This window comes from Mesorhizobium shonense (genome assembly GCF_040545255.1).
Taxonomy (GTDB): domain Bacteria; phylum Pseudomonadota; class Alphaproteobacteria; order Rhizobiales; family Rhizobiaceae; genus Mesorhizobium; species Mesorhizobium shonense.
In genome coordinates this window covers 173061-199917 of sequence record NZ_JBEPLM010000004.1, presented here as the reverse complement: position 1 = coordinate 199917, position 26857 = coordinate 173061, and the positions used below count along the sequence as shown (strand labels likewise).

At 62.1% G+C, this 26857-nt stretch carries 28 protein-coding genes, 1 tRNA gene, 1 pseudogene and 1 riboswitch; of the genes and pseudogenes, 16 read left to right on the top strand and 14 right to left on the bottom strand.

The window, feature by feature from the left end:
- The first annotated feature begins 14 nt into the window (after positions 1-14).
- Together argF and ABID26_RS13275 are read left to right on the top strand one after the other, a co-directional pair.
- Positions 15-926, top strand: coding sequence for an ornithine carbamoyltransferase (argF, locus tag ABID26_RS13280; protein ID WP_126096265.1), 912 nt, complete (start codon positions 15-17; stop codon positions 924-926).
- A 108-nt stretch (positions 927-1034) separates the two neighbouring features.
- On the top strand, positions 1035-2066 hold the full coding sequence (locus ABID26_RS13275; RefSeq protein ID WP_126096264.1) for an Hsp33 family molecular chaperone: 1032 nt from the start codon (positions 1035-1037) through the stop codon (positions 2064-2066).
- Between the two features lie 208 nt (positions 2067-2274).
- Here ABID26_RS13275 and apaG read toward each other — a convergent pair whose 3' ends face one another.
- Positions 2275-2667, bottom strand: a complete 393-nt coding sequence (apaG, locus tag ABID26_RS13270) for a Co2+/Mg2+ efflux protein ApaG (protein ID WP_292339828.1) — start codon at positions 2665-2667, stop codon at positions 2275-2277.
- A gap of 218 nt (positions 2668-2885) precedes the next feature.
- Here apaG and ABID26_RS13265 point away from each other — a divergent pair, with 218 nt between their 5' ends.
- Entirely contained in the window at positions 2886-4031 is a 1146-nt protein-coding gene (locus ABID26_RS13265; protein ID WP_354415798.1) for a ceramide glucosyltransferase, read from the top strand.
- Positions 4032-4062: 31 nt separating this feature from the next.
- Here the strand turns inward: ABID26_RS13265 and ABID26_RS13260 are convergent, their stop codons facing one another.
- Positions 4063-5250, bottom strand: coding sequence for an O-succinylhomoserine sulfhydrylase (locus ABID26_RS13260; protein ID WP_126096261.1), 1188 nt, complete (start codon positions 5248-5250; stop codon positions 4063-4065).
- Positions 5251-5317: 67 nt separating this feature from the next.
- Positions 5318-5395, bottom strand: a riboswitch (SAM riboswitch).
- Between the two features lie 202 nt (positions 5396-5597).
- Here ABID26_RS13260 and ABID26_RS13255 point away from each other — a divergent pair.
- Positions 5598-6692 (top strand): 2'-deoxycytidine 5'-triphosphate deaminase, encoded by a 1095-nt coding sequence (locus tag ABID26_RS13255; protein ID WP_354415797.1) that lies wholly within the window; start codon positions 5598-5600, stop codon positions 6690-6692.
- Positions 6693-6859: 167 nt separating this feature from the next.
- Here ABID26_RS13255 and araD1 read toward each other — a convergent pair whose 3' ends face one another.
- The 4 genes from araD1 to chvE form a co-directional block, all read right to left on the bottom strand.
- On the bottom strand, positions 6860-7849 hold the full coding sequence (gene araD1, locus ABID26_RS13250) for an AraD1 family protein (protein WP_126096258.1): 990 nt from the start codon (positions 7847-7849) through the stop codon (positions 6860-6862).
- Positions 7850-8057: 208 nt separating this feature from the next.
- Positions 8058-9350 (bottom strand): multiple monosaccharide ABC transporter permease, encoded by a 1293-nt coding sequence (gene mmsB / locus ABID26_RS13245; protein WP_126096257.1) that lies wholly within the window; start codon positions 9348-9350, stop codon positions 8058-8060.
- Positions 9347-10882, bottom strand: coding sequence for a multiple monosaccharide ABC transporter ATP-binding protein (mmsA, locus tag ABID26_RS13240; RefSeq protein WP_292302098.1), 1536 nt, complete (start codon positions 10880-10882; stop codon positions 9347-9349). The genes mmsB and mmsA overlap by 4 nt, the downstream gene beginning before the upstream one ends.
- Positions 10883-11071: 189 nt before the next feature.
- The gene (gene chvE, locus ABID26_RS13235; protein ID WP_126096255.1) at positions 11072-12142 is read right to left on the bottom strand and encodes a multiple monosaccharide ABC transporter substrate-binding protein; all 1071 of its coding nucleotides are present in this window, start codon (positions 12140-12142) and stop codon (positions 11072-11074) included.
- A gap of 292 nt (positions 12143-12434) precedes the next feature.
- On the opposite strand from chvE, the gene ABID26_RS13230 reads away from it, so the two are divergent.
- From ABID26_RS13230 to ABID26_RS13220, 3 genes are all read left to right on the top strand, one after another.
- On the top strand, positions 12435-13424 hold the full coding sequence (locus tag ABID26_RS13230) for a LysR family transcriptional regulator (RefSeq protein ID WP_292339834.1): 990 nt from the start codon (positions 12435-12437) through the stop codon (positions 13422-13424).
- Positions 13425-13528: 104 nt separating this feature from the next.
- A complete protein-coding gene (locus ABID26_RS13225) occupies positions 13529-13885 on the top strand; it encodes a protamine-2 (modular protein) (RefSeq protein ID WP_292372213.1) in 357 nt (118 codons plus the stop codon).
- A gap of 880 nt (positions 13886-14765) precedes the next feature.
- Positions 14766-15714 (top strand): IS630 family transposase gene (locus tag ABID26_RS13220; protein ID WP_354415796.1). Its coding sequence is split into 2 segments (ribosomal slippage): positions 14766-15101 and positions 15103-15714, totalling 948 coding nucleotides; the frame shifts between segments, so codons are not numbered across the junction.
- A gap of 107 nt (positions 15715-15821) precedes the next feature.
- Here ABID26_RS13220 and ABID26_RS13215 read toward each other — a convergent pair.
- Positions 15822-16442 (bottom strand): annotated as a pseudogene (locus ABID26_RS13215) (tyrosine-type recombinase/integrase); the annotation flags it as partial.
- A 19-nt stretch (positions 16443-16461) separates the two neighbouring features.
- Between ABID26_RS13215 and ABID26_RS13210 the strand changes: the two are divergent.
- From ABID26_RS13210 to ABID26_RS13195, 4 genes are all read left to right on the top strand, one after another.
- Entirely contained in the window at positions 16462-17685 is a 1224-nt protein-coding gene (locus ABID26_RS13210; RefSeq protein ID WP_354415794.1) for a lytic transglycosylase domain-containing protein, read from the top strand.
- A 215-nt stretch (positions 17686-17900) separates the two neighbouring features.
- Positions 17901-18365 carry a hypothetical protein gene (locus tag ABID26_RS13205; RefSeq protein WP_354415793.1) on the top strand — a complete coding sequence of 155 codons (465 nt, stop codon included), beginning with the start codon at positions 17901-17903 and terminating at the stop codon, positions 18363-18365.
- A gap of 247 nt (positions 18366-18612) precedes the next feature.
- Entirely contained in the window at positions 18613-18795 is a 183-nt protein-coding gene (locus ABID26_RS13200) for a hypothetical protein (protein ID WP_354415791.1), read from the top strand.
- The gene (locus ABID26_RS13195; protein ID WP_354415788.1) at positions 18792-19016 is read left to right on the top strand and encodes a DUF768 domain-containing protein; all 225 of its coding nucleotides are present in this window, start codon (positions 18792-18794) and stop codon (positions 19014-19016) included. Before ABID26_RS13200 ends, ABID26_RS13195 begins: the two co-directional genes overlap by 4 nt.
- A gap of 428 nt (positions 19017-19444) precedes the next feature.
- Here ABID26_RS13195 and ABID26_RS13190 read toward each other — a convergent pair whose 3' ends face one another.
- Together ABID26_RS13190 and ABID26_RS13185 are read right to left on the bottom strand one after the other, a co-directional pair.
- Positions 19445-19639 (bottom strand): hypothetical protein, encoded by a 195-nt coding sequence (locus ABID26_RS13190; RefSeq protein WP_354415787.1) that lies wholly within the window; start codon positions 19637-19639, stop codon positions 19445-19447.
- Positions 19636-19929, bottom strand: a complete 294-nt coding sequence (locus tag ABID26_RS13185) for a hypothetical protein (protein ID WP_354415784.1) — start codon at positions 19927-19929, stop codon at positions 19636-19638. The genes ABID26_RS13190 and ABID26_RS13185 overlap by 4 nt, the downstream gene beginning before the upstream one ends.
- Positions 19930-20002: 73 nt before the next feature.
- On the opposite strand from ABID26_RS13185, the gene ABID26_RS13180 reads away from it, so the two are divergent.
- Positions 20003-20356: a hypothetical protein gene (locus tag ABID26_RS13180; protein ID WP_354415782.1), complete on the top strand. Its 354-nt coding sequence runs from the start codon at positions 20003-20005 to the stop codon at positions 20354-20356.
- 28 nt (positions 20357-20384) lie between these two features.
- On the opposite strand, the gene ABID26_RS13175 is transcribed toward ABID26_RS13180, so the two are convergent.
- The gene (locus ABID26_RS13175) at positions 20385-21221 is read right to left on the bottom strand and encodes a plasmid partitioning protein RepB C-terminal domain-containing protein (protein ID WP_354415780.1); all 837 of its coding nucleotides are present in this window, start codon (positions 21219-21221) and stop codon (positions 20385-20387) included.
- 2 nt (positions 21222-21223) lie between these two features.
- Positions 21224-22786, bottom strand: a complete 1563-nt coding sequence (locus tag ABID26_RS13170; RefSeq protein ID WP_354415777.1) for a recombinase family protein — start codon at positions 22784-22786, stop codon at positions 21224-21226.
- 152 nt (positions 22787-22938) lie between these two features.
- Here ABID26_RS13170 and ABID26_RS13165 point away from each other — a divergent pair, with 152 nt between their 5' ends.
- The 3 genes from ABID26_RS13165 (at position 22939) to ABID26_RS13155 (ending at position 24814) form a co-directional block, all read left to right on the top strand.
- The gene (locus ABID26_RS13165) at positions 22939-23220 is read left to right on the top strand and encodes a type II toxin-antitoxin system HicB family antitoxin (protein WP_320226481.1); all 282 of its coding nucleotides are present in this window, start codon (positions 22939-22941) and stop codon (positions 23218-23220) included.
- A gap of 548 nt (positions 23221-23768) precedes the next feature.
- Entirely contained in the window at positions 23769-24086 is a 318-nt protein-coding gene (locus ABID26_RS13160; protein ID WP_354415774.1) for a YMGG-like glycine zipper-containing protein, read from the top strand.
- 107 nt (positions 24087-24193) lie between these two features.
- The gene (locus tag ABID26_RS13155) at positions 24194-24814 is read left to right on the top strand and encodes a class I SAM-dependent methyltransferase (RefSeq protein ID WP_354415771.1); all 621 of its coding nucleotides are present in this window, start codon (positions 24194-24196) and stop codon (positions 24812-24814) included.
- Here the strand turns inward: ABID26_RS13155 and ABID26_RS13150 are convergent.
- Together ABID26_RS13150 and ABID26_RS13145 are read right to left on the bottom strand one after the other, a co-directional pair.
- Positions 24811-25356, bottom strand: a complete 546-nt coding sequence (locus ABID26_RS13150; protein WP_354415768.1) for a thermonuclease family protein — start codon at positions 25354-25356, stop codon at positions 24811-24813. The two genes, ABID26_RS13155 and ABID26_RS13150, sit on opposite strands and share 4 nt — an antisense overlap.
- 17 nt (positions 25357-25373) lie before the next feature.
- Positions 25374-25447 (bottom strand) — tRNA-Gly (locus tag ABID26_RS13145).
- A gap of 218 nt (positions 25448-25665) precedes the next feature.
- On the opposite strand from ABID26_RS13145, the gene ABID26_RS13140 reads away from it, so the two are divergent.
- The gene (locus ABID26_RS13140; RefSeq protein WP_354415765.1) at positions 25666-25929 is read left to right on the top strand and encodes a DUF6460 domain-containing protein; all 264 of its coding nucleotides are present in this window, start codon (positions 25666-25668) and stop codon (positions 25927-25929) included.
- 10 nt (positions 25930-25939) lie between these two features.
- Here ABID26_RS13140 and ABID26_RS13135 read toward each other — a convergent pair whose 3' ends face one another.
- The gene (locus tag ABID26_RS13135) at positions 25940-26842 is read right to left on the bottom strand and encodes a histone deacetylase family protein (protein ID WP_354415763.1); all 903 of its coding nucleotides are present in this window, start codon (positions 26840-26842) and stop codon (positions 25940-25942) included.
- Positions 26843-26857: the final 15 nt, after the last annotated feature.

Here is a 26857-nt window from a genome sequence, read left to right as displayed (position 1 = left end):
CTGGAATCCTGCCGATGAGCGTTCGCCACTTTACCGATCTGTCAGCCGTTTCCGCGGGCGATCTGCGCATCATGCTGGACGATGCGGTGGCGCGAAAGACCAGGCTCAAGGCCGGCGAGCGTTCGAAGCCGCTCGAAGGCAAGGTGCTGGCGATGATCTTCGACAAGCCGTCGACACGCACGCGCGTGTCCTTCGACGTCGGCATGCGCCAGCTCGGGGGCGAGACCATCATGCTGACCGGCACCGAGATGCAGCTCGGCCGTTCCGAAACCATCGCCGACACCGCCAAGGTTCTGTCGCGCTATGTCGACGCCATCATGATCCGCACCACCTCGCATGACCGGCTGCTGGAGCTCACCGAGAATGCGACCGTACCGGTCATCAACGGACTGACCGACGATACCCATCCCTGCCAGCTCATGGCCGACATCATGACCTTCGAGGAGCATCGCGGTCCGGTGGCGGGCAAGACCTTCGCCTGGACCGGCGACGGCAACAATGTGCTGCACTCGCTGCTCGAAGCCTCGGCGCGGTTCCGCTTCAATCTCAATGTCGCAGTGCCGGAGGGCAGCGAGCCGTTCGAGAAATATGTCGACTGGTCGAAGGCCAATGGCGGCAAAGTCAGGTTCGCCCGCTCGGCCGAGGAGGCGGTCGACCAGGCCGATTGCGTCGTCACCGACAGCTGGGTGTCGATGGGCCAGGAGCATCGCGCTCGCGGCCACAACGTCTTCCTGCCTTACCAGGTCAACGCAGCGCTTATGGCCAAAGCGAAGTCCGACGCGCTCTTCATGCACTGCCTGCCGGCGCATCGCGGCGAGGAGGTCACCGACGAGGTCATCGACGGACCGCATTCGGTGGTGTTCGACGAGGCCGAGAACCGGCTGCACGCCCAGAAGGCGGTGCTGGCCTGGTGCCTGGGCGCTTGATCGAGGCCGGCTTGATCCGGGCCAACTTGATCCGCGGATGCGTGATGCCTATTTGCGGGCCATCACGCAAATCGAACGCGCTTTTCCCCATGCCGCTTGGAAAGCGGGATGGACGCGCCCCGGAGCTTTGTCATGTTGGAAATCCGTCCATTGGCTGAACATCAACCCAAACTCGGTGAATTCGGCTTCGCCGGCGACGACCATGTCGTGCCTTACGAGGTGGCGCCGCTCGACGTGCGCGGCCGCACCGTGCAGCTCGGGCCGATGCTCGACGCCATCCTCAGCCGCCACGACTATCCCGAACCGGTGGCGCGCCTGCTGGCGGAAGCCTGCGTGCTGACGGTGCTGCTCGGCACGTCGCTGAAGTTCGAGGGCAAGTTCATCCTACAGACGCGCACCGACGGGCCGGTCGACATGCTGGTAGCGGACTTCACCACGCCGCATGCGCTGCGCGCCTATGCGCGCTTCGATGCCGACCGGTTGCAGGCGCTGGTTGCCGCCGGCGAGACCTCGCAGCAGAAACTGCTCGGCACCGGCGTGCTGGCGCTGACCATCGACCAGGGCGCGCACACCCAGCGCTATCAGGGCATCGTCCAGCTCGACGGCACGTCGCTGGAAGAAGCCGCGCGCACCTATTTTCGCCAGTCCGAGCAGATCCCGACCGATCTCAAGATGTCGGTCGCCAAGCTGGTGACGCCGGGCCCCGGCGGCGCCCGCGAGCAATGGCGTGCCGGCGGCATCCTTGCGCAGTTCCTGCCGCAGGCGCCGGAGCGCATGCGCGTGCCCGATATTTCCGGCGGCGACGGTGATCCGCGCGACGTGACGCACGAGCCGGCCGACAATTCCTGGCGGGAACTTCTGGCGCTGCTCGGCACCACCGAGCCGACCGAGCTCATCGATCCGACGGTGGGCGCCGAGCGGCTGCTCTACCGGCTGTTCCACGAACATGGCGTGCGCGTCTTCCGTGGCGTGCCCGTCGCCGACCGGTGCTCCTGCTCGCGCGAGAAGATCCGCGGCATCCTCGAAGGCTTTTCGGCCGACGAGATCAAGGACTCGACCGAGGACGGCGGCATCCATGTCGCCTGCGAGTTCTGCTCGACGCAGTACGACTTCGATCCGGCGGAGTTCGCGGCCGAGTGAGATCGTCCTTCTCCCCGTCACTATACGGGGAGAAGGTGCCGGCAGGCGGATGAGGGGCGGCGCCAAGTCCGGCGATGGTCGCGCCTCTCATTCCAGCGTTGTTATATGCCTGGAAGATAATCGCACGAGTCCGGCGCTGCCCCTCATTGTCCTGCCGGGCATTTGTCCCCGTATAGTGACGGGGAGAAAAAACGCTCTCGCCCAGCGTTTAGTTCACCGTTCGCCTCGTCCCCGGCATGTCGAGCGAGAAGGCGGGGATGGCGACATCGAACGTCTCGCCGCGCCCGTTGCGCATCGTGTAATGGCCGACCATGATGCCTGATGGCGTCGAGAGCGGGCATCCCGACGTGTACTGGTAGCTGTCGCCGGGGTTGAGCTCCGGCTGGTCGCCGACGACGCCCGCGCCGCGCACTTCCTCGACGCGACCGCGGCCGTCGGTGATGTGCCAGTAGCGCGACATAAGCTGCACGAACTCGTCCGACCGGTTGTCGATCGTCACCTGGTAGCCCCACACATAGCGGTTCTCGGACGGATCGGAACGATCCTCCAGATAGAACGGCCTGACCTGCACTTCGATGTTGCGCGTCACGGCGCGATACATGGGTCACTCCGGTTTGCCGGCGAAGGGAACGTTTGTCGCGCTTCGTGGTTATTAGGTGAGGCGCCATCCTGCCAGTTTCTAGCGCACGTGCCGAAAAACAATGTCATTTAAGTGACACATGACAATGTTGGTGTGCACAAACCATGCCGGGCGACTCGGGCGCTCTGTCGACTGATTGAAATGGCCGCGGGCGGCTTTTCCGGAGTGACCAGATCTCGATGGAACTGACTCTCGCAGCCGCCTTTGCATCGTCAGCCCTTCTTCTTTCCAATTTCGCCAGCATCATGCTCGCATCGTCGCGGCTGAAGGCGCGTCGCATCATTCCTCCGCCCGCGGAGAAGCAGCCACCGGTCTCCATCATCGTGCCGTCGCGCGGCGTCGAGCCGTTCGCCGAGGAGATGCTTGATCGCGCCTTCTCGCTCGACTGGCCGCGCTATGAGCTGATCTTCTGCGTTGCCGGCGCCGAAGACCCCGTGGTCAAGCTGATCAATGCCGCGATCGCGCGCTTCCCCAAGGTTCCGGCGCGGCTGCTCGTCGGCGACGACAGGATCAGCGCCAATCCCAAGCTCAACAATTGCGTGAAGGGCTGGCAGGCGGCGCGGCACGACTGGGTGATCCTTGCCGATTCCAACGTGCTGATGCCCAAGGACTATGTCCAGCATCTGATGGCGGCCTGGCGGCCGGATACCGGCCTCGTCTGCTCCACGCCGATAGGCTCGCGGCCGGACGGGTTTTGGGCCGAAGTCGAATGCGCCTTCCTCAACACGCTGCAGGCGCGCTGGCAATATGCGGGCGAAGCGCTCGGCCTCGGCTTCGCCCAAGGCAAGAGCATGTTGTGGAACAAGCCGATGCTCGACGCGAACGGCGGCATCCAGGCTTTAGCCGCCGAGATCGCCGAGGACGCGGCCGCCACCAAGCTGGTCAACGGCTTGGCACTGCGCGTCAATCTCGTCGCGTCGCCCTTCGAACAGCCGCTCGGCCAGCGCACGTTCGCCGAAATCTGGTCGCGTCAGGCGCGCTGGGCGCGGCTGCGCCGCGTCACCTTCCCGCTGTTTTTTGCCCCCGAAATCCTGACCGGTGTGGCGTTGCCGTTGCTGCTCGCGCTTGTCGCGGCGGCCAGTGCCGGCGTCAGCCTGCCCACCACGGCGCTTTGCGTTCTGGCGTTCGCCTATGTGCCGGAATGCCTGCTCGCCTGGTCCAAGGGCTGGTATCTGTCGCCGCGCAGCGTCACCGCGATGATCGTGCGCGACGCGATGCTTCCCGCCGTCTGGGCGCGCGGCTGGCTGGCCGGCGCTGTCGAATGGCGCGGCAACGCCATGACCATCCGCACCAGCGCGATAACCGAGCTGGAAGAGATTGCCTGAGCCTCGCTCAGGCGCTCTCTCGATCGGCCTGCTACTTCGCCGCTTTCAGCGCCTCGTCGATATCGGCCAGCAGATCGTCGGCGTCCTCAAGCCCGACAGACAGACGCAGCGTCCCCGGGCCGATGCCGAGCTCTGCGCGCGCCTCGTCGCTGAGGTTCTTGTGCGTCGTCGTCGCCGGATGGGTGATCAGGCTCTTGGCGTCGCCGAGATTGTTGGAGATCAGCACGATGTCGAGAGCGTTCTGGAAGGCGAAGGCCGCCTGCTTGCCGCCCTTGACGTCGAGGCAGATCAGCGTCGAGCCGCCGGACATCTGCTTCTTGACGATATCGGCCTGCGGATGGTCGGCCCGGCCCGGATAGATGACGCGGGCGATCTCCGGCCGGCCGGCCAAGAAGTCGGCGATCTTGCCGGCGCTCTCGGTCTGCTGGCGCACGCGCAGCGGCAGCGTCTCAAGCCCTTTGAGCAGCGTCCAGGCGTTGAATGGCGACAGGCTCGGGCCGGTGTGGCGGAAATAGTCGTGCAGGTTCTCGTCGATCCACTTCTTGTCCGACAGGATGACGCCGCCGAGGCAGCGGCCCTGTCCGTCGATATGCTTGGTCGCCGAATAGACCACGACATGGGCGCCAAGCTGCAGGGGCTTCTGCTGCAGCGGCGTGGCAAACACATTGTCGACGATCACACGTGCGCCGATCGAATTGGCCAAAGCGGCAACAGCAGTGATGTCGACCACTTCCAGCGTCGGGTTGGTCGGGCTTTCCAGGAAGAACAGCCTGGTGTTCGGCCTGACCGCCTTTTCCCAATTGGCGATGTCGGTGCCGTCGATCAGCGTCGCCTCGATGCCGTAGCGCGGCGCCAGCGTCTCGACCACCCAGCGGCAGGAGCCGAACAGCGCCCGCGCCGCAACGATGTGGTCGCCGGCCTTGACGCTGCAGAGCAGTGCCGCGCTGACCGCCGCCATGCCGGAAGCGGTGGCGCGCGCATCTTCCGCGCCTTCGAGCGCGCACATGCGCTTCTCGAACATGTCGACGGTCGGATTGGCGTAGCGCGAATAGATGAAGCCCGGCTCCTCGCCCTTGAAGCGGGCTTCCGCGGCTTGCGCCGTTTCGTAGACATAGCCCTGGGTGAGATACATCGCCTCGGCGGTCTCACCGAAACCGGAACGCAGCGTTCCGCCATGCACGAGTGCCGTCTGAGGCTTCCAATTTCGCGTCTTCGTCATCGCCCTAGTCCAACCCTAAGAAGCAAACACAAAAAAACCGGCCGCGATGTCGCAACCGGTCCATACGGCCTTGCGGCCAGCGGTCCTTTAGCGACTTGTTTAACGTGGCTGCAAGCCGACCGGCCAAATCACCACGGGATAACGATCCTTTAGACCCGCGCCGCGCTTGCGTCAATTGCCGGCTTGATTAAGAGGTTTGTACCAGGCAGGAGCCTGCACCCATGCGCTTGCCCGGCCTTAGAGCAATTCCAGGAAAAGTGTGAAACCGCCGGAATTGCGTCAAAACAAAGAGGTAGAGCGGTTCGCCGTTTCCATGAAAGGGTGAATTGCTCTAGCGGAGCCAGACCTTGCGGCAGACAGGCATTCTACCGGATCAGGACATCGCGGCGCTGTTTGAGGCGAACGCGCTGAAATCGCCGCGCGCCCTCGACACCAACCAGATCCAGCCGGCCAGCCTCGATCTGAGGCTCGGCGAAAAGGCTTTTCGCGTGCGCGCTTCCTTCCTGCCAGGTCCGGATCACCTGGTGGCCGACAAGCTCGACCGGCTGAAGCTGCACGAGATCAGCCTTGCCGAGGGCGCGGTGCTGGAAACGGGCTGCGTCTACATCGTGCCGCTGCTCGAGAGCCTGGCGCTGCCGTCAGAAGTGTCGGCATCGGCCAATCCGAAGAGCTCGACCGGGCGGCTGGACATTTTCACGCGCGTCATGACCGATCGCGGCCATGAGTTCGACAAGATCGCCGCCGGCTATCAAGGCCCACTCTACCTCGAGGTCAGCCCGCGCACCTTCCCGATCGTCGTGCGCGCCGGCTCGCGGTTGTCGCAGATACGCTTCCGCACCGGCAACGCGCTGCTGTCGGAGAACGAGCTGCGCGATCTCCATCGCGCCGAGATGCTGGTCGCCACCGAGCCTCCCAACATCTCCGGCGGCGGCATCGCGCTCTCCATCGACCTCGACGGCGACAAGGACGGCCTGGTCGGCTATCGCGGCAAGCACCACACCGGCTTGGTCGACGTCGACAAGCGCGCCGCGCAGGATGTCGTCGACTTCTGGGAGCCGCTTTATAAGAGCGGTGCCGGCGAGCTGGTGCTGGACCCGGACGAGTTCTACATCCTGGTCTCGCGCGAAGCCGTGCATGTGCCGCCGCTCTATGCCGCCGAGATGACGCCCTTCGACCCGCTGGTCGGCGAGTTCCGCGTCCACTATGCCGGCTTCTTCGATCCCGGCTTCGGCCACTCCGCCGCCGGCGGCAGCGGCAGTCGCGCAGTGCTCGAAGTGCGCAGCCACGAGGTGCCGTTCATCCTCGATCACGGCCAGATCGTCGGCCGCCTGGTCTACGAGCATATGCTCAAGCGCCCGCAGGCGCTTTACGGTACCGATCTAGGCTCGAACTATCAGGCGCAGGGGCTCAAGCTCTCCAAGCATTTCAGAGCAGCGCGCTGAGGCTGGGGTCTCCCCCCTTGAGGGGGAGATGCCCGGCAGGGCAGAGGGGGTCGTCTCACATAAAGCGCGACGCCCTGCAGACGTGAAGAGGAGTTGGCGCTCTACGCGCAGCGACCCCCTCTGTCGCCTTCGGCGACATCTCCCCCTCAAGGGGGGAGATTACGCTCTCACAGCGCCTTCACCGCCACCTTGACCGGCTTTTCGATCTCCAGCGGGTTGCGCAGCGGCAAGCCGAAGTCCTTGGCCTCGATCTCGAACACGTCGCCCGCTTCCGTCCTGATGCCGTCGGCGAAGGACAGCGTCGCCGTGCCGAACATGTGCACATGCACGTCGCCGGGCTGACGGAAGGCCGAGTACTTGAAGTGGTGATGCTCGAGATTGGCGATGGTGTGCGACATGTTCGCTTCGCCCGACAGGAACGGCTTTTCCCAAAGCAGCTTGCCGTCACGCAGGATGCGTGAAGAGCCCCTGATATCGGCGGGCAAGTCCCCGATCAGGATCTCCGGTCCGAAGGACGCATTGCGCAGCTTGGAATGGGCGAGGAACAGGTAGTTCACCCGCTCGGTCACATGATCGGAGAATTCGTTGGACAGCGTGAAGCCGACGCGGAACGGTGCGCCGTCGTCGCCGATGACATAGATGCCGGCGATTTCCGGCTCCTCGCCGGCGTCCTGCGCGAAGGCGGGCGACATCAGCGCGGCACCGGGCGCAATCGCCATGGTGCCGTTGCCCTTGTAGAACCATTCCGGCTGCACGCCGATCTGGCCCTTGGCCGGCTTGCCGCCTTCCAGTCCCATGCGGAACATCTTCATGGAATCGGTGAGCTGCTCCTCGCCGTCGCTGAGCTTCTTGTGCATGGAATCGCGCGTCGCGGCTGAGCCGAGATGCGTCAGCCCCGTGCCGGTGAGGTGGAGATGCGCGGGATCGGGATGGTTGATCGGCGATACCAGGCGCCCTTTCTTGTAGGCGGCGTCGAGATCGACCGTCTCGCCGTAGCCCTTGCGCTCGATCAGCGCTTCGAGGCCGGTGCCGGTGCGCGCCGCCTCCATCGCCAGCGAATAGACGCTGCGCGCGCCGTTGATGATCCGGGTCTTGCCGCCGCTGCGGGCAACGACGCGGATCGTCTCGGCGTCGTCGAGGATCTGGGAAATCAGCATGATGTACCCTCTCTCTTTTGCCTTGGCCTGGCTGCCGACGGGCAAACCCTGACCGGCGCGGCCCGGAACCAATCCGCGCCGCGGTTGAAACTCTTCGTCCGGATTGCGCTCGCGAGCCCGGTCCTTCAGGGGACTTCTTGGCGCCGACGGGCTGCCGGCAGCGTCGCGATCTAGAACCCGTATGCCTCCTGAACCTCGCTTCCGGCCTTTAAGCCTTGTTCTTGTTGTAGACGTCGAAGATCACGGCGCCGAGCAGCACCAGGCCCTTGACCACCTGCTGCCAGTCGACATTGACGCCCATGATCGACATGCCGTTGTTCATCACGCCCATGATGAAGCCGCCGACCACGGCGCCGATAACCTGTCCGACACCGCCCATAGCCGAGGCGCCGCCGATGAAGACGGCCGCGATCACGTCGAGCTCGCTGCCGAGACCGGCGGCCGGCACGGCCTGGCCCAGGCGCGCCGCGATGATCAGGCCGCCGAGTGCCGAAAGCACGCCCATGTTGATGAACACCATCAGCGTCAGCCGTTCGGTGTTGATGCCCGACAGCTGTGCAGCCTTGGCGTTGCCGCCCATCGCGTAGATGCGACGGCCGATGGTCATGCGCTTGGTGACGAAGACGAACAGCGAGATCAGCACGCCCATCACCAGAAGCACGACCGGCAGGCCCCTGTAGCTCGCGAACTGGACGACCAGGAACAGCGCCAATGCGCTGCCGACCAGCGTCTTGATGACGAACAGCGGGAAGGGCTCGGCCTCGTAGCCATGACGCTCACGCTTGCGGCGGGCCCTCAGCCCGAAATAGGCATAGGCCAGAACGGCGATGAGGCCGAGCACGATCGTCGTCATGTGCAGGGTAAGCCCGCTGCCGACGATGGTCTTGCCGGCGGCATTCACCGTCGGCGGGATCAGCGTCAGCGGCCCGATCACGTCCGGAATGAAGCCTGAGCTCAGCGCCTTGAAGCTGTCGGGAAGCGGGCCGACCGAGGAGCCGCCGCCCAGCAGCGCCTGGCAGATGCCGCGGAAGATCAGCATGCCCGCCAGCGTGACGATGAAGCTCGGTATCCGGTGGTAGGCGATCCAATAGCCTTGCGCCGCGCCTATGCCGCCACCGACGATGAGACAGATGATTGAAACCACCAGCGGATTGCTGAGCGGGCCGAGCGGCCAGATGACCATCATCATCGCCGCCAGTGCGCCGATGAAGCCCGCAACCGACCCGACGCTGAGGTCGATATGGCCGGAAACGATGACCAAAAGCATGCCCAGCGCCATCACGATGATGAACGAGTTCTGCTGCACCAGGTTGCTGAGGTTGACCGGTTTGAACAGCGTTCCCGACGTCGTGTACTGGAAGAACAGCATGATGACGATCAGGGCGATGATCAGGCCGTATTCGCGCAGGTTCGTCGTCAGCGCCGAGACGGCGATGCGCGGCCCCTGCTTGACGTCTTCGGCAGCGCCGGTCTGCGGTGCGGGAGCGCTTTCTGTGCTCATGATGCTTTTTTTCCTTCTCCGCGAACGATGGCTCGCATGATCTTTTCCTGGCTGGCGTCACTTGCCGCCATTTCGCCGACGATGCGCCCTTCGTTCATGACATAGATGCGATCGGTGATGCCGAGCAGCTCCGGCATTTCCGACGAGATGACGATGATCGCTTTGCCCTCGGCGGCGAGGCGGGCGATGATCGTATAGATTTCGTACTTGGCGCCGACGTCGATGCCGCGCGTCGGCTCGTCGAGGATCAGCAGCTCCGGGTCGGCGAACAGCCATTTCGACAGCACCACCTTCTGCTGGTTGCCGCCCGAGAGATTGCCGGTCATCTGGTAGACGCTGGAGGCGCGGATGTTGGTCTTCTTGCGATAGTCGTTGGCCACGCTCATTTCGCGCATGTCGTCGATGACGCCGCGGCTCGAAACGCCGCTCAGGTTGGCTAAAGTCACATTGTGCTTGATGTGGTCGATGAGGTTGAGGCCGTAGGTCTTGCGGTCCTCGGTGACGTAGGCGATGCCATTTGCCACCGCCTTGCTCACCGTCGAAAGGTCGACGGGCTTGCCTCGGTGCAGGACCTCGCCGGTGATATGCCGGCCGTAGGAGCGCCCGAACAAGCTCATCGCGAATTCGGTTCGGCCGGCGCCCATCAATCCGGCGATGCCGACCACCTCGCCCTTGCGCACATTGAGGTTGACGTTCTTGATCACCTGCCGCTCGGCATGGATCGGGTGGAAGACCGACCAGTCCTTGACCTCGAAGACCACCTCACCGATGTTCGGCTCGCGCGGCGGGTAGCGGTCGTCGAGCGAGCGGCCGACCATCGAGGTGATGATGCGGTCCTCGCTGATATCCTTCCTGGGCAAGGTCTCGATGGTGCGTCCGTCGCGGATCACCGTGACCTTGTCGGCGACGCGGTTCACCTCGTTGAGCTTGTGCGAGATCAGGATCGAGGTCATGCCCTGGCGCTTGAACTCGAGCAAAAGGTCGAGCAGCGCCTGGCTGTCCTTTTCGCTGAGCGAGGCCGTCGGCTCGTCGAGGATCAGGAGCTTCACTTCCTTGCTCAGCGCCTTGGCGATCTCGACCAGCTGCTGCTTTCCGACGCCGATATTGGTGATCAGCGTCTTGGGATCTTCCTTGAGACCGACTTTCTTGAGCAGCGCGCCGGTGCGCTTCTCGTTGGCGTTCCAGTCGATGACGCCGTAGGTGGCGTGCTCGTTGCCGAGGAAGATGTTTTCCGCGATCGACAGCATCGGCACCAGGGCAAGCTCCTGGTGGATGATGACGATGCCGATATGCTCGCTGTCATGGATGCCCTTGAAGTGGCATTCCTGGCCGCGAAAGACGATCTCGCCTTCATAGGTGCCGGACGGATAGACACCCGACAGCACTTTCATGAGCGTCGATTTGCCGGCGCCGTTCTCGCCGACGATGGCGTGGATCTCACCTTCCTCGACGCTGAGGTTGACGTTCGACAGCGCTTTCACGCCAGGGAACGTCTTGGTGATGTCGCGCATCTCCAAAATCGTCGAGGTCATCAGGAATTCCGCTCCCTGGGCGCATGTCTTCCGCTTCGGGAAAGTGTCATACGCGAAATCAACATACCACAGCTTCTATGAGCCGTGACGGCGCATGGCGCTGCAGAGGCCGGCAAAAACAATACCGGGGTCGCTTCTGAACGAAAAGGGGCCCTGCGTGGCGCAGGACCCCTCGTTTTCCAAGCCGGATTACTTCAGCTCGTCGGCCTTGATGTAGCCGGAGTCGACGACCTGCGCCTGGTAGTTCGACTTGTCGACCTCATGCGGCGTCAAAAGGATCGAGGGAACGACCTTGACGTCGTTGTTGTAGGTCTTCTCGTCGAGGCCATCGGGCTTGCCGCCGGACAGCACCTTGTCGACCAGCTGCACGGTGGCTTTGGCCAGTTCGCGGGTGTCCTTGAACACCGTCGAATACTGCTCGCCCGAGATGATCAGCTTGACCGAGGCGGTCTCGGCGTCCTGGCCGGTCACGATCGGCCAGGGCTGAGCGTCCGTGCCGTAACCGACGGCGCGCAGCGAGGCGGTGATGCCGCGCGACAGGCCGTCATAGGGCGACAGAACGCCATCGACACGGCTGCCGTCCGAGTAGTTGGCCGAGAGCAGGTTGTCCATGCGGGCCTGGGCGGTGGCGGCGAGCCAGCGCAGCGTGCCGACCTTGTCCATGCCCGTCTGGCCGGACTTGATCTTGATCGAGCCGTCGTCGATCAGCGGCTGCAGGACGGAGATCGCGCCGTTGTAGAAGAAGAAGGCGTTGTTGTCGTCGGGCGAGCCGCCGAACAGTTCGACGTTCCACGGCTTGGTGTTCGGGAAGCGCTCCTTGAGGCCCTTGACCAGGGAATTCGCTTGGATGACGCCGACGCCGAAATTGTCGAAGGTGGTGTAGTAGTCGACATTCGGGGTCTTCTTGATCAGGCGGTCATACGCGATGGTGACCACGCCGGCATCGTTGGCCTTCTGCAGTGCATCGGCCATGGTGGTGCCGTCGATCGAGGCGATGATCAGCGCCTTCGGGCCCTTGGTGATTTCGTTTTCCAGCTGGCTGAGCTGGTTCGGGATGTCGTCCTGCGCGTACTGCAGGTCGACCGTGTAGCCGAGCGCCTCGAGCTGGGACTTGACGGCGTCGCCGTCGTTGATCCAGCGCTGCGAGGTCTTGGTCGGCATCAGCACGCCCACGAGACCCTTGTCGGCCGCGTGCGCCGAATAGGTCGTGGCGGCAATGCCAAGGGCCGCGATGGCGGCCAGCGTCTTGATGATCTTCACATTACTCTCCCTGGTTGATGGACGCGACACCTCGGGGCTTCGCGGGCCGCGCAGTCGAACAGGAGCGCGGTCGCGCCTCTGTCGGCTTTATCGATCTCCGGTATCCTCCCAATCGGCCCCGCGGCGCCTTTTCAATCGATACGATTTTGCTCGTTGCCGATCTCTGCGCCTCGGAACGCGCGAAGGGTGGGTCCCTTTGACATAACTGTCAAATGCGATCTTTGCTGGTTGCTATACCGAAACTGGTATAGTTTAAGGCACAACAAAAACCTGGCGGAGAGGTTCGAAAATCATGGCGGCATTGCGCGATCCCGATGCGATTTCAGTAAGTTACGAGAAGCTTCCCGGAGACGGCAAGACGCTTCTGCGCAGCGGCTTGAGTCTCCGTCACATGCGCATGATCGCGGCGCTCGACGATCACGGACGGGTGAGCGCCGCTGCCCAGGTCATGAACATCTCCCAGCCGGCCGCCTCGCGTATGATCGCCGAGATGGAGGCGGTGCTCGACGTGAAGTTGTGCGAGCGGCTGCCGCGCGGCATCACGCTGACACCTTACGGCCAGGCGCTCGCCAGGCGCGCCCGCTCCATCCTGCTCGAGATGCGCGAAGCCGACCGCGAGATTTCGGAGCTCAAGGCCGGCAAGGGCGGCTCGGTATTCCTTGGCGCGGTGACCGCGCCGGCGATCGAATTGGCCGTACCAGCGATTCGCGAGATACGCCGCATCTACCCGCGCATCGAGATCACCATGCAGGTCGAGACGTCCAACGTGCTCGCCCGCGAGCTGATCGCGTCGCGCCATGACTTCATCATCGCCCGCATTCCCGACGACCTCAATCCGCGGCTGTTCGAATCGCGCGTCATCGGCATCGAGAAGGCTTGCCTGATCGTGCGCCGCGGCCATCCGCTTGCCAGCGGCAAGATGGTCGGCCTGGAGGAAACGGCTGCCTATGACTGGGTCTTCCAGTCCGGCGGCTCACCGCTGCGCCAGGCGATGGAAAGCAATTTCCTGAACCGCAACATCCCGCTTCCCGACCGCATCCTCAACACCTCCTCGCTGCTCTTGACGCTGGTGATGGTGGCGCAATCCGACGCCATCGCCCCCGTTTCGGTCCAGGTGGCCAGGTTCATCCAGAGCGCCGACGGGCTGGCGGGAGCGATCGACGTCGTGCAGACCGAATTCGACATCGAGGTCAGGCCCTACAGCCTGATCACGGTCAAGAACCGCGTGCTCTCGCCCGCCGCCAAGATGCTGCACGACTTCATTTTGCGCGAAGTGGGGTAATGGAACGAGAATGCTACTTGCACGTTCAAACCGAGCGGCGGCTTCCCGAGCCTGTTTCCGGGTGAAGGACGAGCTGTCGATGCTCAACAGCTCGGGAGGTTTTGATGGAACGTCGGTTGTTTCTGACTGGAATGCTTGGCGTTGCGGGGGCGGCAGCGCTTGCAAGCCTGGCCGGACCAGCCAAGGCGGTTGCCGGCATCCCCAAAGGCAACGGGATTCTCGATGAATTGGACAAGCCGGATCCGGCCATCTACGAGGAGGATGACCAGGATCTGGTGCAGCCGGCTCAGTACTATTACCGCCGTCGCCGCTACTACCGCGATCGCTACTACCGCGATCGGTACTACCGCCGTCGCCGCCGCCGGCGGGTTTGGAGAAGGGTCTGTCGCCGCTACTGGCGGTATGGCCGGCGTCATGTCCGCTGCTGGCGCCGCCGCGTCTGGATCGGCTTCTATCTCTGAGGCGATAGCAACCACGTACCCGGCGCTTGCCGGGTGACTTCGCAGACTGGGTCTTGCACGCCGTGCAAGACCCAACGGCTTTGTTTGCAAAACCGCCGGCTCCACCCTTGCGCATAGGCTCGGCCTGAGGTCTCCCAATGCAATTCCACGCCGCAGTCCCAACAACCGACCGGGAATCGGTCGCGTAAAACCCAGTATTAAACTGCGCAATTTGGCCGCTGGTGAAGTCTGGCTCAAGCCCTTGCGTCGCAAGGTGGAGCGGGTAGCGGGAATCGAACCCGCGCGTTCAGCTTGGGAAGCTAGCAGGAATCGATTGTTTCCAAAGGTTTGGTTGTAAAAACATGCCAAACCGACCCTTTCCAAATCAATAGCTTACGTGTCAAATGTAAAACGCATTGGATCGACCGGACGGCTCGATGCGTCGCTCCGGTGAGTCCGGTCAGCAAACCGCGCATCCTTTTGGAATGCCGGGCCGAAGACAGCAAGCCGGCATTCCCTTTCCTGGCCCCCGCGTTTTGGACATCGTGCACAATCTATCAGCGGCAGGAACCGTTCGGGCGTCGCCAGGCTTGTAGGTTGGACGGCAAATTACCGCGAACGAGGGGAACAAGAAAGTACAAGAAATGCCAATTTCTTGACAATAGTTCCGGCATTCTCCTCCGTTTGATAGGTAAGCTGGATCAGAAATACCGACCGGCATTCCAGAACTATCTCGTGTTACACACCTGCACGCTACACAGGCGCTGGCTGTGTCGAGAAAATTCAAAACTAGTGCTATGGTAAAAACTAGAGCGGTTCAAGATTTGACGGAATCGGAAGGGATTCCCGATTTGTCGGATTTGTGATTCAAGATGCTGGCTGGAATGGAGGCCAGCATCTGATGACGCGACCTCTTTCGAATGATCTTCGCGAACGGGTTGTGGCGGCGGTTTTGAGTGGTGAGAGCCGCCGGTCGGCGGCCAAACGGTTTGGCATTTCGGTTTCGGCGGCGGTGAAGTTGTTGCAGCGCCATCGGGCGACTGGTTCGGTTGCTCCAGGCAAGATGGGCGGACATCGCAAGAGGGTGTTGGAGCCGCACCGTGCCTTCATCGCGGCCCGTCTACGTGAGACGCCGCATCTGACGCTGCACGGTCTGAAGGATGAGTTGGCCGCTCGCGGGGTCAAGGTTTCGCATAACGCAGTGTGGCAATTCCTGCGCCGCGAGGGGCTGAGCTTCAAAAAAAACGTTGTTCGCTCTTGAGCAGGCACGCGCCGATATTGCCCGAAGGCGCCAGCGATGGCGATCCTGGCAGGCCGGCCTCGATCCGCAGTGCCTGGTTTTCATCGATGAGACCTGGATCAAGACCAACATGGCTCCGCTGCGTGGCTGGGGGACGAAGGGCAAGCGGCTGCGCGGCTTGGCTCCGCATGGCCACTGGCGCACGCTGACTTTCCTGGGCGCGCTGCGCTGGGATCGGCTCGCGGCACCTTGTGTCTTCGACGGACCGATCAACGGCCAATGCTTCCGCGCTTATGTCGAGCAACAGCTCATCACTGTCCTTAAGCCCGGCGATATCGTCATCATGGACAATCTGGGAAGTCATAAGTCGGCCGCCATCAGGCAGATGATCAAGGCCGCCGGTGCCAGGCTTTGGTACCTGCCGCCCTACTCGCCGGACCTTAATCCGATCGAGCAGGCCTTCGCCAAAATCAAACACTGGATGCGCCAAGCTCAGAAACGTACCGTCGAGGACACCTGGCGTCACATCGGTCACCTCGTCGAAACCATCGAGCCAGCCGAATGCAAGAACTACTTCGCAAACGCAGGCTATGCTTCCGTCAAAACGTGAAAGACCCTAAAAGCCTCGCCGATTTCATGAGAGCCTCATGAGGGAGTCGGTCACATAGATAATCTCTAATTTAGCAATCTATAAAGTAAGAGGTGGATGTAAGCTATTCATCTTTTTAGCCGAGCGTCGTCGAGCTTCCTAATCCGCTCGCGGATGGCCGCGGACCGACTGACGTAGCGCCTGATTATCCGCGACACGTGATCCTCATCCCAAGCCATCAGTTCGGCGATCTCGCGCTCAGGGAGGCCGTCCAGATAGAATTTGGTCGCCGCAGTGCCGCGAAGGTCGTGGAAATGCAAATTGTCGCCGTCGGGCCACGCCTCATGTTTGGCCTCAGCGAACGAGCTGGACAGGCCGTCCTTTGTCCACGGCCGCTTCTTTGTGCTGGTGAGGATAACTGGTGAGCGGCGAGGTATCCGGGCCAGCACTTCGCGCAGCTCGGCGTAGAGCGGGATGACAGCCTCGCGCCGATGTCGACTCTTGCCGGTGGTGATGACGATTGCGTCCTCCCCAATGTGCGACCACGACAGCCGCACCAGGTCGCCGGCCCGCAACCCGGTATGCGCCGCCAGGTCGACGGCGTGGCCAATCTCGGCCGAACACGTCTTTTTCAGGTACGCAATGTCGGCATCGGTCCAGATGATCTCTGCCCGGCTGCCAGCATAGAGCTGCTTGATGTCTTCGCATGGGTTGGCCCCAAGCTCGCCGAGAGGATCGACGGCATATGCCCAGGCCAAGCAGGATCAGATGGACCGCTTCAAGCGGATCGCGGTCGAGAACGAGTTTGACCAGGCCGTCGCCGACCAATCGGAAGAACTGGCGCGCAATGCGCCCGCCGACGGTTCCGGCATCCATGACGGCATCGTGGGGCAGATCGATCCGACAACCGGCGCCGTGGTCAAGCCCGGCCTGTTCGACAATCTCGCTTCGCAATTCCGTGACCGCGTTCCGTCGAGCCAGCGCGGCTTCTTCGATGCCACCCTTGCAGCAAAGCGCCTGAATGCGTCGGGCTCGGCAGCCGCAACCCAGTATGCGCATGAGCAGAAATACGCGACCCTCGAAACGGCAAAGATCCAAGACGGCTTGCTGAACTCCATCCTGCAGGCCGACCCTGGCGACACCGCATCTTATGACGCCTACAAGGCGAAAGGCCGCGCTGTCATCGAGGCGAGCCCGCTTGCGCCGCTGGCGAAACAGGCCGCGCTCGATGCATGGGACCAGCAGGCACCCAAGGCTCTGGCTCAGGCGATCACGGCACGCGACCCGGGCAAGCTGCGCGCGATGCTTGGCATGGCGCCGAAGGAGGCGACGGGCGGCAATGCCGTTGATGAGGTTGCGGACCGCATCATTGGAGTTGAGAGCGGTGGCGATCCGAATGCGAAAAATCCCAACTCGTCGGCGTCTGGCATCGGTCAGTTCCTCGATTCGACCTGGGTGCAGACTATTCGCCAGCATCGCCCAGACCTTGCAGAAGGCAAAAGCGCCGCGCAGATCATCGCACTGAAGGGTGACCGCACGCTTGGCCGCCAGATGGTCAAAGCCTACAGCCAGGACAACGCCGACTATCTGTCGAACCGGGGCCTGCCAACGACGCGCGGCAATATCTACCCCGCCCACTTCCTTGGGCCTGCCGGCGCGACTGAGGTGTTGAAGGCCGATCCGAACATGCCAGTCGTCAACATCGTCGGGCAGGACGTGGTCAACGCGAACCCCTTCCTGAAGGGGATGACTGCCGCCGATACCATCGCATGGTCGGACAAGAAGATGGGCGACGCCGGGACCGTCTCGAAGCCCGATCCGCGCCTTTCCACCCTATCGCCGGATGACCGCATGGCGCTTGCCAATGCCGATGATGTCGCCTTTCGTCGGAAACAGGCCGAAGACCTGGCGAACGCGAACGCGGACTATTCCGCCTACAAGGGCGCGATGGAGCTTAGCATCGTTCAGGGTAATGTGCTGGACGAGGCCTGATTTCCAACGACACGGTCCTGAAGAACGGCGACAAGGCCGCGCTGATCCGATCGCTCCGTTCGCAGAACGAGACGATCAACCAGACCCAGGCCGCTCTATCGGCGCTCGTCAGCGGCGGGCTCACCGTCGATCCATACGCCACCAAGGACCGGACCCGCGTCGATAACGTCTATTCGGAATCGCTGAAGCACGTCCCGCAGGAACAGCAGGGCGCCGTGGCGACAGAGATCATCCGGCAGACCGGCATCGTTCCCCAGCCCGTGGTCAACACCATGCGGCAGGGACTTTCGAGCCAAGACCCGGCACAGGTGGCGGCCGCTGCTCAGACCGCACAGCGCATCGCACAAATTGACCCAGCGGCGAACTGGCGGAAGGTGAAGTGCTACGCCGAAAAGGAAATGGACATCATCGGGGTCAAGCGCGAGGCCGGGAAGCCGGCGATGGTGCTCATGGCCGAGAACGGCCGCTACATGGGCGGCGCCTTCGTTACCTTCAAAGCCGACAAGCGGCAGACCCTATGGGATCTCGCGCAAGGAAAGGCCGGCGCTCCGCCGCCGAAGGGCCTAGCGAAAGAGAAGGCCGAGTGGCTGAAACCCGGTCTGGTGGGCCGGGTGAAGTTCCTGAAGGGCGAGGAGAAGCTGCGCCACGCCTCGCTGAAGGATTTCTGGAAACAAGGCTAGCCGGCGCCGCCCTGCGCTGGTTAATGGACTTTTGGCCGTGTTGTGCGGGCTCCCGAAAGGCTGCAATCTAGCCGTGCCCTGGAACGCGTTTCAGGACCGGCCCGGCCCGCGAATCCTGTGTCACTACAACGATAAAGCGGGCCGGGCTGTGGGTGTTCCATTAGATGGCTGCCCGCGCTGAAGATATCTTGCACGACGTGAACAAGTTCGCCCTCTTGACCGTTCTCAGATCAGGAGGCCGGTTTTCATGAGTGACGATGACAACAGATCAGGTTTGCAAATTGGAGCGATGAAGGTTCTGGCCGATCGCCTGGTCAGAGAGGCAGACATTACCGAAGAGCAAGCCCGCGAGCTGATCACGCTGATCGGGACCGATTGGAATTCCCTGCTTCGAGAGGCTCACTTCTTGAAGGCGCGGCACCGCCTATGAGCGAACGCGGGGCAGAATTCTTTGGGAAGTGGATCACCGACAACGTGATGCGCGGCAGCGTCGGCGCCGACATCATTTCTGTGGCGGAGCTGACGACCAAGCTGTTCGCCGATGCGAAGGCCGCAGGTATTTCCGAGGACGAGATCGAAGAGGAAATCGGCAGTGCCTATGAAGCGATACTTGCTGCGATAAATGGTCCGCCAGATTTCGAATCCGAGTGACTGCCGCGCGGGGCTTCACCCATTCTAAATTGCCATCCGTCCACAACGAAGTGCACCTTGGCTCGCGCCGCGGAATTCGCTCTTCTACCTGTAGCTGGTCAAACTCGGATCGAGGTTCTGCTACAGTCCCGAATGGCCGTCCGAATCGTGGTTGTCCTGGCGCTTCTTTCCGCCTTCGCCTTGGGATTCGCAAAACTCGTGGAACGCTATGGCGGCGTTGGCGATCGGTCCCCTCCATGTGAGCAATTGTCTGATTGCCCCGGCCCGAACACGCCACCTCCGGAGCCCGAACCTAAGAAGGGCTAACTGAGCAGCATATATCGCGTCCCATTTTGAAGGGCTGCCTGGCGAGTTTGCCGAGGGGAGGGCAACTGAGCTACAAGTGTTTCCCGGCGCGCATCATCGCCCGCGCCATTGCCAACTCAGTTTCAACCCTGGCGTTTTCCTTCTGCGTCATGCTGTCGGCGGCGATCAGACGCCGTAACGCCCGCATCCACCTCGCCGCGCTGCCAGCCGGCATCGAGCATGCAGTCGAGGATCGCTTGAAAGCCCGGCTCCATCGCCTCCTGGCAATCGATCTCGCGATCAGCGTAGTCGCCTTCCTGCTTTGGCGCCATGATCATGCGTTACCTTCTACCGCGCTTTCCTCGTCCAGCGCATGCGGCACCGGCAGATATGCATTCGCCACCAGCCAATCATCCAAGATCGTCTCGACCAGATCGAGCTTCCCTTTGCCCATCTCGGCCGCCAGTCCGGCCAGGATTTCCTCGGTGCGCGGTTCAAGGCTCAGCCCGCCAACGTTCCGCAAAAACAGGGCGGCCCGACGAAGCAGCACCTGCAGGTCGGCCCGCGGGGCGTCCGCGATATGGTTGGCGGTGCTTTCCAGTTCTTGGACGAATTGATGGCGGGACATCAGCGCGATCTCCTGATTTCGTCGCTCATGGGCAACAGTGAACGAAATGAGAACAAAATAGTCAAGCGGCCTCTTGACCAATGAGGAATATGTTCCTCATTTCAGATACATGCCCGACCAACCCGAGAAGTGGCCGCGAGGCGCAGCCTGGACCCTGACGCATGCCCACGACGCGGGGCAAGTGACGGGCATCCGTTGTGCCCGCTGCAACGTCACCCGCTACTACAAGCCGGCTGAGCTGCGCGAGGTCATCGGCAATGTCACGATCGACGAGGTTCGCGAGAAGGTTCGCTGCCAGAAATGCGGCAGCCGCGAGTGGATGGGCGCCGAGTTATTCCACCCGACCGGGGAGCAGGCGCACACGATCCGGTATCGGCGATTGGTTCAAATCCGCTGGGAGAAACGTGTCATCTGGCGGGATGAGTAGGTGGAGAGATCAAATCCGCTCGCTTTGTTCAAACGGTCGGTGCACGTTTCTGAAATCGACCTTCGCGAAAGTCGAGCAATTTCTGATACACCTCAAGGTGTCCGACAAAATTGCGCGCTAGAAACCGCACCAACTTCGGGCTGTTTAACAATCTGTCAAAATAACTCGTAACGGCGATTAGGTTGAGCACTGTTGCGCCGTGGGTGCTGGCGACGCTCAGATATTCATGGCTGACCTTGGCCAGGTCGGTTTCCATGGCAGCCAATTGCGAGGGGGAGATGCCCTCATATTGCTTTCTACGAGCAAAGGGATCGGTGAGCTGCGATCGTGGTGTAAGCGCGATCAAGACTCTCACCACTCGAAATTGCACGCGGTCCAACGCTATCATGAGCCGCACGATTTCAACCTGCCGGCTCGGCACAACCTCTCGCAATAAGGGGAAAATCTTCAAGGGGGCGCCAAAATCGTTCAGAAGGTCGAGAACATCGAGACAGATACCGCCGACAAGCTGCGGCCCCGCTGTGAAGCACAACGGGCCTTGCTGTTCCTCAGAACGGGAATTCGGTCCGCCGGTTGGCGAACCTTGCGTCAAGATCGAAGGCAGCGTTCCGAGATCATGCGCCTGCAGCAAGGCGCGAAACGCAGCGTTGGGTAGAATCTGACCGGTGGCATTGACAACGCTTTCCAGTTGATGCTGCGCTGCGTCGGCTTCTCTGATGAAATCCTGCATACGATCGAATTGGCGCTTGTAGGTCCGCAAGAATGCCGGGCCACGCAATGGGTTCAGCGGCGCCTGCAAATTGTCAGTCAGACGACTGGCATGCCGGTTGTTCTCGACGAAGCGACGAAGCTCGGCCTTGGTCATTTTCACGGAATTGCCGAAATCGATTCTCGTCTCGCCATCTCCACCACAGGATCAAGCGAAGCGAAGAGGAAGGCATCAAGGCGCACGCCATTGTCTGCCTTGAGCATGCCAAGGGCAGACTGGGCTTCGTGTGCGGGCGCAATCAGGAAGTCATGAACGGTTTGATGGTCACGCTTCATTCTGATTAGGACCGTCACGTCCGGCCCAACGAGACCGCGATTTCTGAATTGCCAGCGCGGGTAGCCGGTGACGATAGTACGACAGCGTGCAATCCATATCGCGACGCTGAATTCTCCATTGACGCGCATAAGCTTTCTTCTGGGCTCGTAAAGTGCGGACCCGCCGACCCTCCTAATGTCCGACATCAAGTTCTCAATAATCTGCTGGCGTATCTGATTGAGCCGATTGCCAATATCGAGTTTCCGATAGTTCGCCGAGGCGTCGTATCCGATCAGCTGGTAGGCGGCCTTGAGACTTCCAAATCGATGCCAGTAAATACTGGCTGAATGACAATCCGGGGCGGCGTCAATGATTGGTGACGACAGCTTCCCTCGCTCTTTTAGGAGCTTGGTAAGGTCGGCCAGCAAATGTTCATCGGGGATGAGGTAACCGCGCGCCCGCTTGATAGCTTGCGCGCGATCGAACAGCGCCCGGCTCACGAGCGGCTTGAAGACGTTGTCGGCGCGAACAAATGCGCTCGGCGGATTTCTTACCCGGTTGTGCAGAAGCTTATGGGATATTCGGTTCCAGACATTGTTGCCGATATATTTCTCACTGGCCAGTACCGTGCCCACGCACGCTTTGGTCCATGGTCGGCCGCGTTCCGTGACCAGGCCGCGAGCGTTTAATGCAGTCGCAATTTCGGCTTCCGTTTTTTCCTTCGTCACGAATTGATTGAACATCCATCGTACGGTTGCGATCTCATCTTTTGGCCCCGGGACCAGAATGACGCGGTCACTGGCCAGCCCTTTTCGCTCGTTGCGATGAAGCATTGCCTTGGGATTTCCGGAGCCGTCAACAAGAAGGCGCCTGAAGCCATAGCCGGCGGGGCCACCGCCGCTGAAACCCAGTTTGACTATGCGGCTTTGGCCGGCGAAGACCCTGTTCGACAGCATGCGGCTGTACTCCGCGGCCATGCTGCGTTTGATAGCCTTCAGCACGTCGGACCCGATGCTCCCATCGTTGACGAATAGCTCGGCGCAGAACTCGATCCGCACTCCAGCTATCTGGCACCGGTATTCATAGGAGGCGCTTTCATCGGTATTCTGGAAGCGCCCCCAACGGCTCACGTCGTAGACAACGACGGTTTCGAAATCGGCTCGCCGGCCTTCCACATCTTCCAACAGCCGCTGCAAGCCTGGACGCCCCCCGAGGCTGAGGCCACTTCGCCCGGGATCCTCATAGGTTGCAACAATGTCGTAACCCATGACGTTCGCATAATTGCGGATCGCATCTCTCTGGTTGTCGATCGAGTAGATCTGCCTGTCTGTGGACATGCGCAGATACTGGGCAGCGCGAACCCTCCGCCTTTCTCGAGGACCGGTGATCCCTCCGGACTTGTTCATCGCTTCGCGCCGTCGTACCGATGTGTTAATCAGCGACTTTGCCACTGAGAGTGTCGGTCAGGTGAAATTCCGCCCCATCAAAAAAGGACGGCCGAGACACATAGCGGTCTGGAAATAGGCCCGCCGGCGAGGCTGACAAGGTTAGGGCTTACATGCGCCGATACGTTGCGGTGATCCACAAAGAGAACGACAGCGACTTCGGCGTGTCATTTCCGGACTTCCCGGGCGTCGTCACGGCCGGCCCGACGGTCGCCGAAGCGTGCGAGCTCGCCGAGCAGGCACTCGCATTTCACGTCGAAGGCCTTTTAGAGGACGGCGAACCTGTTCCAGAGCCGACTCTTGCTGAGCCGTTGACGAGTGACAAAGACGTGCTCGAGACTGTCCAGGTGCGCCTGAGGCCGCCGGGTATTTCCCGCGTCGGCTTAGCTAACTGACCGTCGCGTATCCCTCGACGCCCCGCAGCTCGGTCCCGTCGGTCCCCTCGCACTCAGCGCAAGCAACGCTGACCCCGGGGCACCTGTGCTGGTGCGTGCCTGCCGGACAGCAATGACCGTTGGAACTGCGCCACCGCGAACATTCGAAGACCGTGCCGGTGCCGCCGCAGCCCTGGCATTCACCTATTTCGGATAAGAACGAACTCAATTTGTCCAAACCCCTCGGCGCCGCAGCGCCGCTACCCCACGAACCGGCGGTGCCCAACCGCCATCTCCTGACATTACCATGTGGCAATTAAGGCTTTTCTAAAACGCTAAAATCTGCGCGAACATCATCTCCGCTGAATATTCCACATGCTATGAAGGGCATCACACTTCCCCGATGTGCCGTTCGTCTTTCCTGTTTGGCGACTATGGCGTTCAACAGTCGGGAAACCATGACTCACTTCGTGAGCGGGCTTCGCCGCCGTTCCGCCGCAATGCGAGCCCACTGCGCCGGGTATGCCCCTGTTTCTTTTGGTGTTTGGGGCTTCGAAGGAGTTCTGGAGATGATGATCAAGAAGGTTCTTGCGGCGGTGCTGATGACCGCAGCACTTGCTGGATGCGAGACGCAAACCGAGGGCCAGCAGCGGGCCACCACCGGCGCGCTCGTCGGCGGCGCCGGCGGCGCGCTGGTCGGCCAAGCGATCGGCGGCAACACCAAGAGCACGGTGATCGGCGCCGCGAGCGGCGCGCTGCTCGGCGCCGTCGTCGGCTCGGCTACGACGCCGCAGCGCCGCGGCGAGCAGCTCTGCCGCTACCAAGACCGCTACGGCCGCATCTACACCGCGCCTTGCGACGACCGGTATTACAACGGCGATTATTGACGCCGGATAAGCCGACAGGTCGGCGATGCGTCTCGCCGATCTGTCATTTTTTGCCCACTTGCCTGGGCTAGGCTATCCTTCGATGCGGCGGGCAGGAGGAGGTCGATTTGACGACGACGAGCCTTGCCAGCACCCTAAAATCCCGAAGCAAGCAAGCGGTGAAGCGGCTGATCGGTTACGACAGCCGCAACTGGCTGCGCATCCGCCAGATCGAAGCCTTCACGACCTTCCTCGAAGCGGCCAACCGCAAGTCGCGCGACGTGATCGAGATCTCGCCGGGCTGGAACCGTTACTGGCGGGCGATGTGCCCGGACTACCGCTCGCTCGATTTCCCTGACTTCGACATCTGCAAGGATCGCACCGACGAGCAATATTCGATTGTCATCGCCGACCAGGTGCTGGAGCATGTGCAGCGGCCGCTGGCGGCCGCCGCCAACATCCACGCCATGACCAAGCCCGGCGGCTGGGCAATGGTGGCGACGCCCTTTCTGTTTCGGGTGCATGCCCGCCCGCTCGACTATAACCGCTGGACTCCCGCGGGCCTGAAGCAGGTGATGGTCGAGGGCGGCTTCGCCGAGGACGACGTGCAGGCCTTCGGCTGGGGCAACAAGGCCTGCGCCAAGGCGCATATCGGCGGCCCGGTGCGGGCTTACGGCCTGTGGCGGGACCTCAGCAACGACGAGGAATATCCGCTGATGGTGTGGGCGTTCGCAAAAAGGGCGTCTTAGCGCTGGTTCTGTTTCCGCCAGTCCCACGGCGCGGTGAACGATCCAGCCCACAACCCGCTCCTTGCGGTACGCGCCTTGCTCTGCATCTGTGCGTAGGCGCCGTAGCTGTATTTCGGCCAGTCGAGCGCATAGCCCTGCCGGACCATCCATTCGCCAATGTCGACGCCGCCGGCCGTGCAGACGGCCACCATGCGGCCCCAACGGGTATCCCTATCAACTTCGATGCATGACACCGGGCGGCGCGCCTTCAGGAAGTCATCTAGGGCGAGCGCCGCCTTCTGCCCGCAGCGATACTCTCTGCCGGCACCATCGATGCAGAGTTGGTCACTCTCCGGCGCGTCGATCCCGTTGAGGCGTATCCGGCTGCCGTGAATTTCAATGGTATCCCCGTCGATGACTGAGGCCACGCCGACGAGCGGTTGGGCCTTCGCCGGGACAGCAAATGCGCAAATCAGAAGCGCCAGCAGGAACCGACCGCGAACCAAAAGTGTAAAACTCGGTGTAAAACTGCCCATTTTTGCCGTTGATGAAATCAGGCTCAAACCCTTGCGTCGCAAGGTGGAGCGGGTAGCGGGAATCGAACCCGCGCGTTCAGCTTGGGAAGCTGACAAGCTACCATTACATCATACCCGCGCAGCAGCCTCGTTACCATGATGGCGGGGTCTCAAGCAATCGGCTCTTGTCGCGAGACCCGGATATGTTTCGATGCCTGCGCGACCTGGCCGACAGTACGCTTTCCTCGACGCGGCGCGGCGGCCCGCACACAGTTGCACTGCTTGATGCTGGTCGACCAAATGCGTATTTCTGGGGCCATGCTGCCGAATCGGGCCAGCTCGAACCGGAGAACGGCCTTGTCCGCACTGACACGCTTTCTCGGCGATACGCCACTCAGGGTGCTCGTGAAGCTGCTGGTGGTTTCCTTCCTCGTCGGCCTCCTCATGCACGCCTTCGGCTGGAGCCCGATGGACGTGCTCTATGGCATCCGCCAGTTTTTCATCGATCTGTGGAATCTCGGCTTCCACGCCGTCGACCGCTTCCTGGGCTATATCCTGCTCGGTGCGGCGATCGTCGTCCCGGCCTTCATCCTGCTCAGGATTGCCAGTTACAGGAAGTAGCCTCGACGCGTCACGCATAGCGGGCTGCCGCCTCGAACAGGAAGGCGTGGCGCGCGGCAAGCGCCGGCACGTCGGTCGAATAGCCGCCGCCAATGACGCCGCACAGCGCAATGCCGGCTGTGCGGAAATGATTGATCACCATCTCGTCGCGGGCGCGCAGGCCGTTATCGGAGAGCGCCAGCCGGCCAAGTCGGTCTTCGGCATGGACGTCCACGCCGGCATTGTAGAAGACGATGTCCCAGCGCCGTCTTGCGGAGAGCTCCGCCAGGATGGCGCGGAGTCGGTCGAGATAGGCGGCATCGCCGGTGCCGTCGGGCAAGGCGATATCGAGATCGGAGGCGATCTTGCGCGCCGGGTAATTGCGATCGCCATGCATGGAGAAGGTGAAGGCGCGCGGTTCGTCCTTCAGGATGTCCGCCGTGCCGTCGCCCTGATGCACGTCGAGATCGACGACCAGGACGTTTTCGACGGCACGCTCGGCAAGCAGCGCCAGCGAAGCGACCGCCACATCGTTGAAGGTGCAGAAGCCGGCGCCCTGCGCGCGCCTGGCATGATGGCTGCCGCCGGCGGCGTTGCAGGCAATGCCGTGTTTCAGCGCCAGCCGCGCCGCCAGCGCCGTGCCCGCGGTGGCAAGCTGCGCCCTCAGCGACACGCGCCGGCCGACCGGAAAGCCGATCTCGCGCTCTATTCTTTCGGGCACCTCGCATGCGAGCACCTGGTCGACATAGTCGGCCGCATGCGCGAGTTTCAGCCACTTCGCCGGTGCTGGTTCCGGCATCGAAAGCGCTTCCGGCATGGCCAGCCCGCGGGTGCGCAAGGCCTCCATCAGCAGCGGATATTTGCTCATTGGAAAGCGATGGTTGACGGCAAAGCCGGCGTCATAGTCGGGGTGGTGGACGATCTGCAAAGGCATGATGGAGGCGGCCTG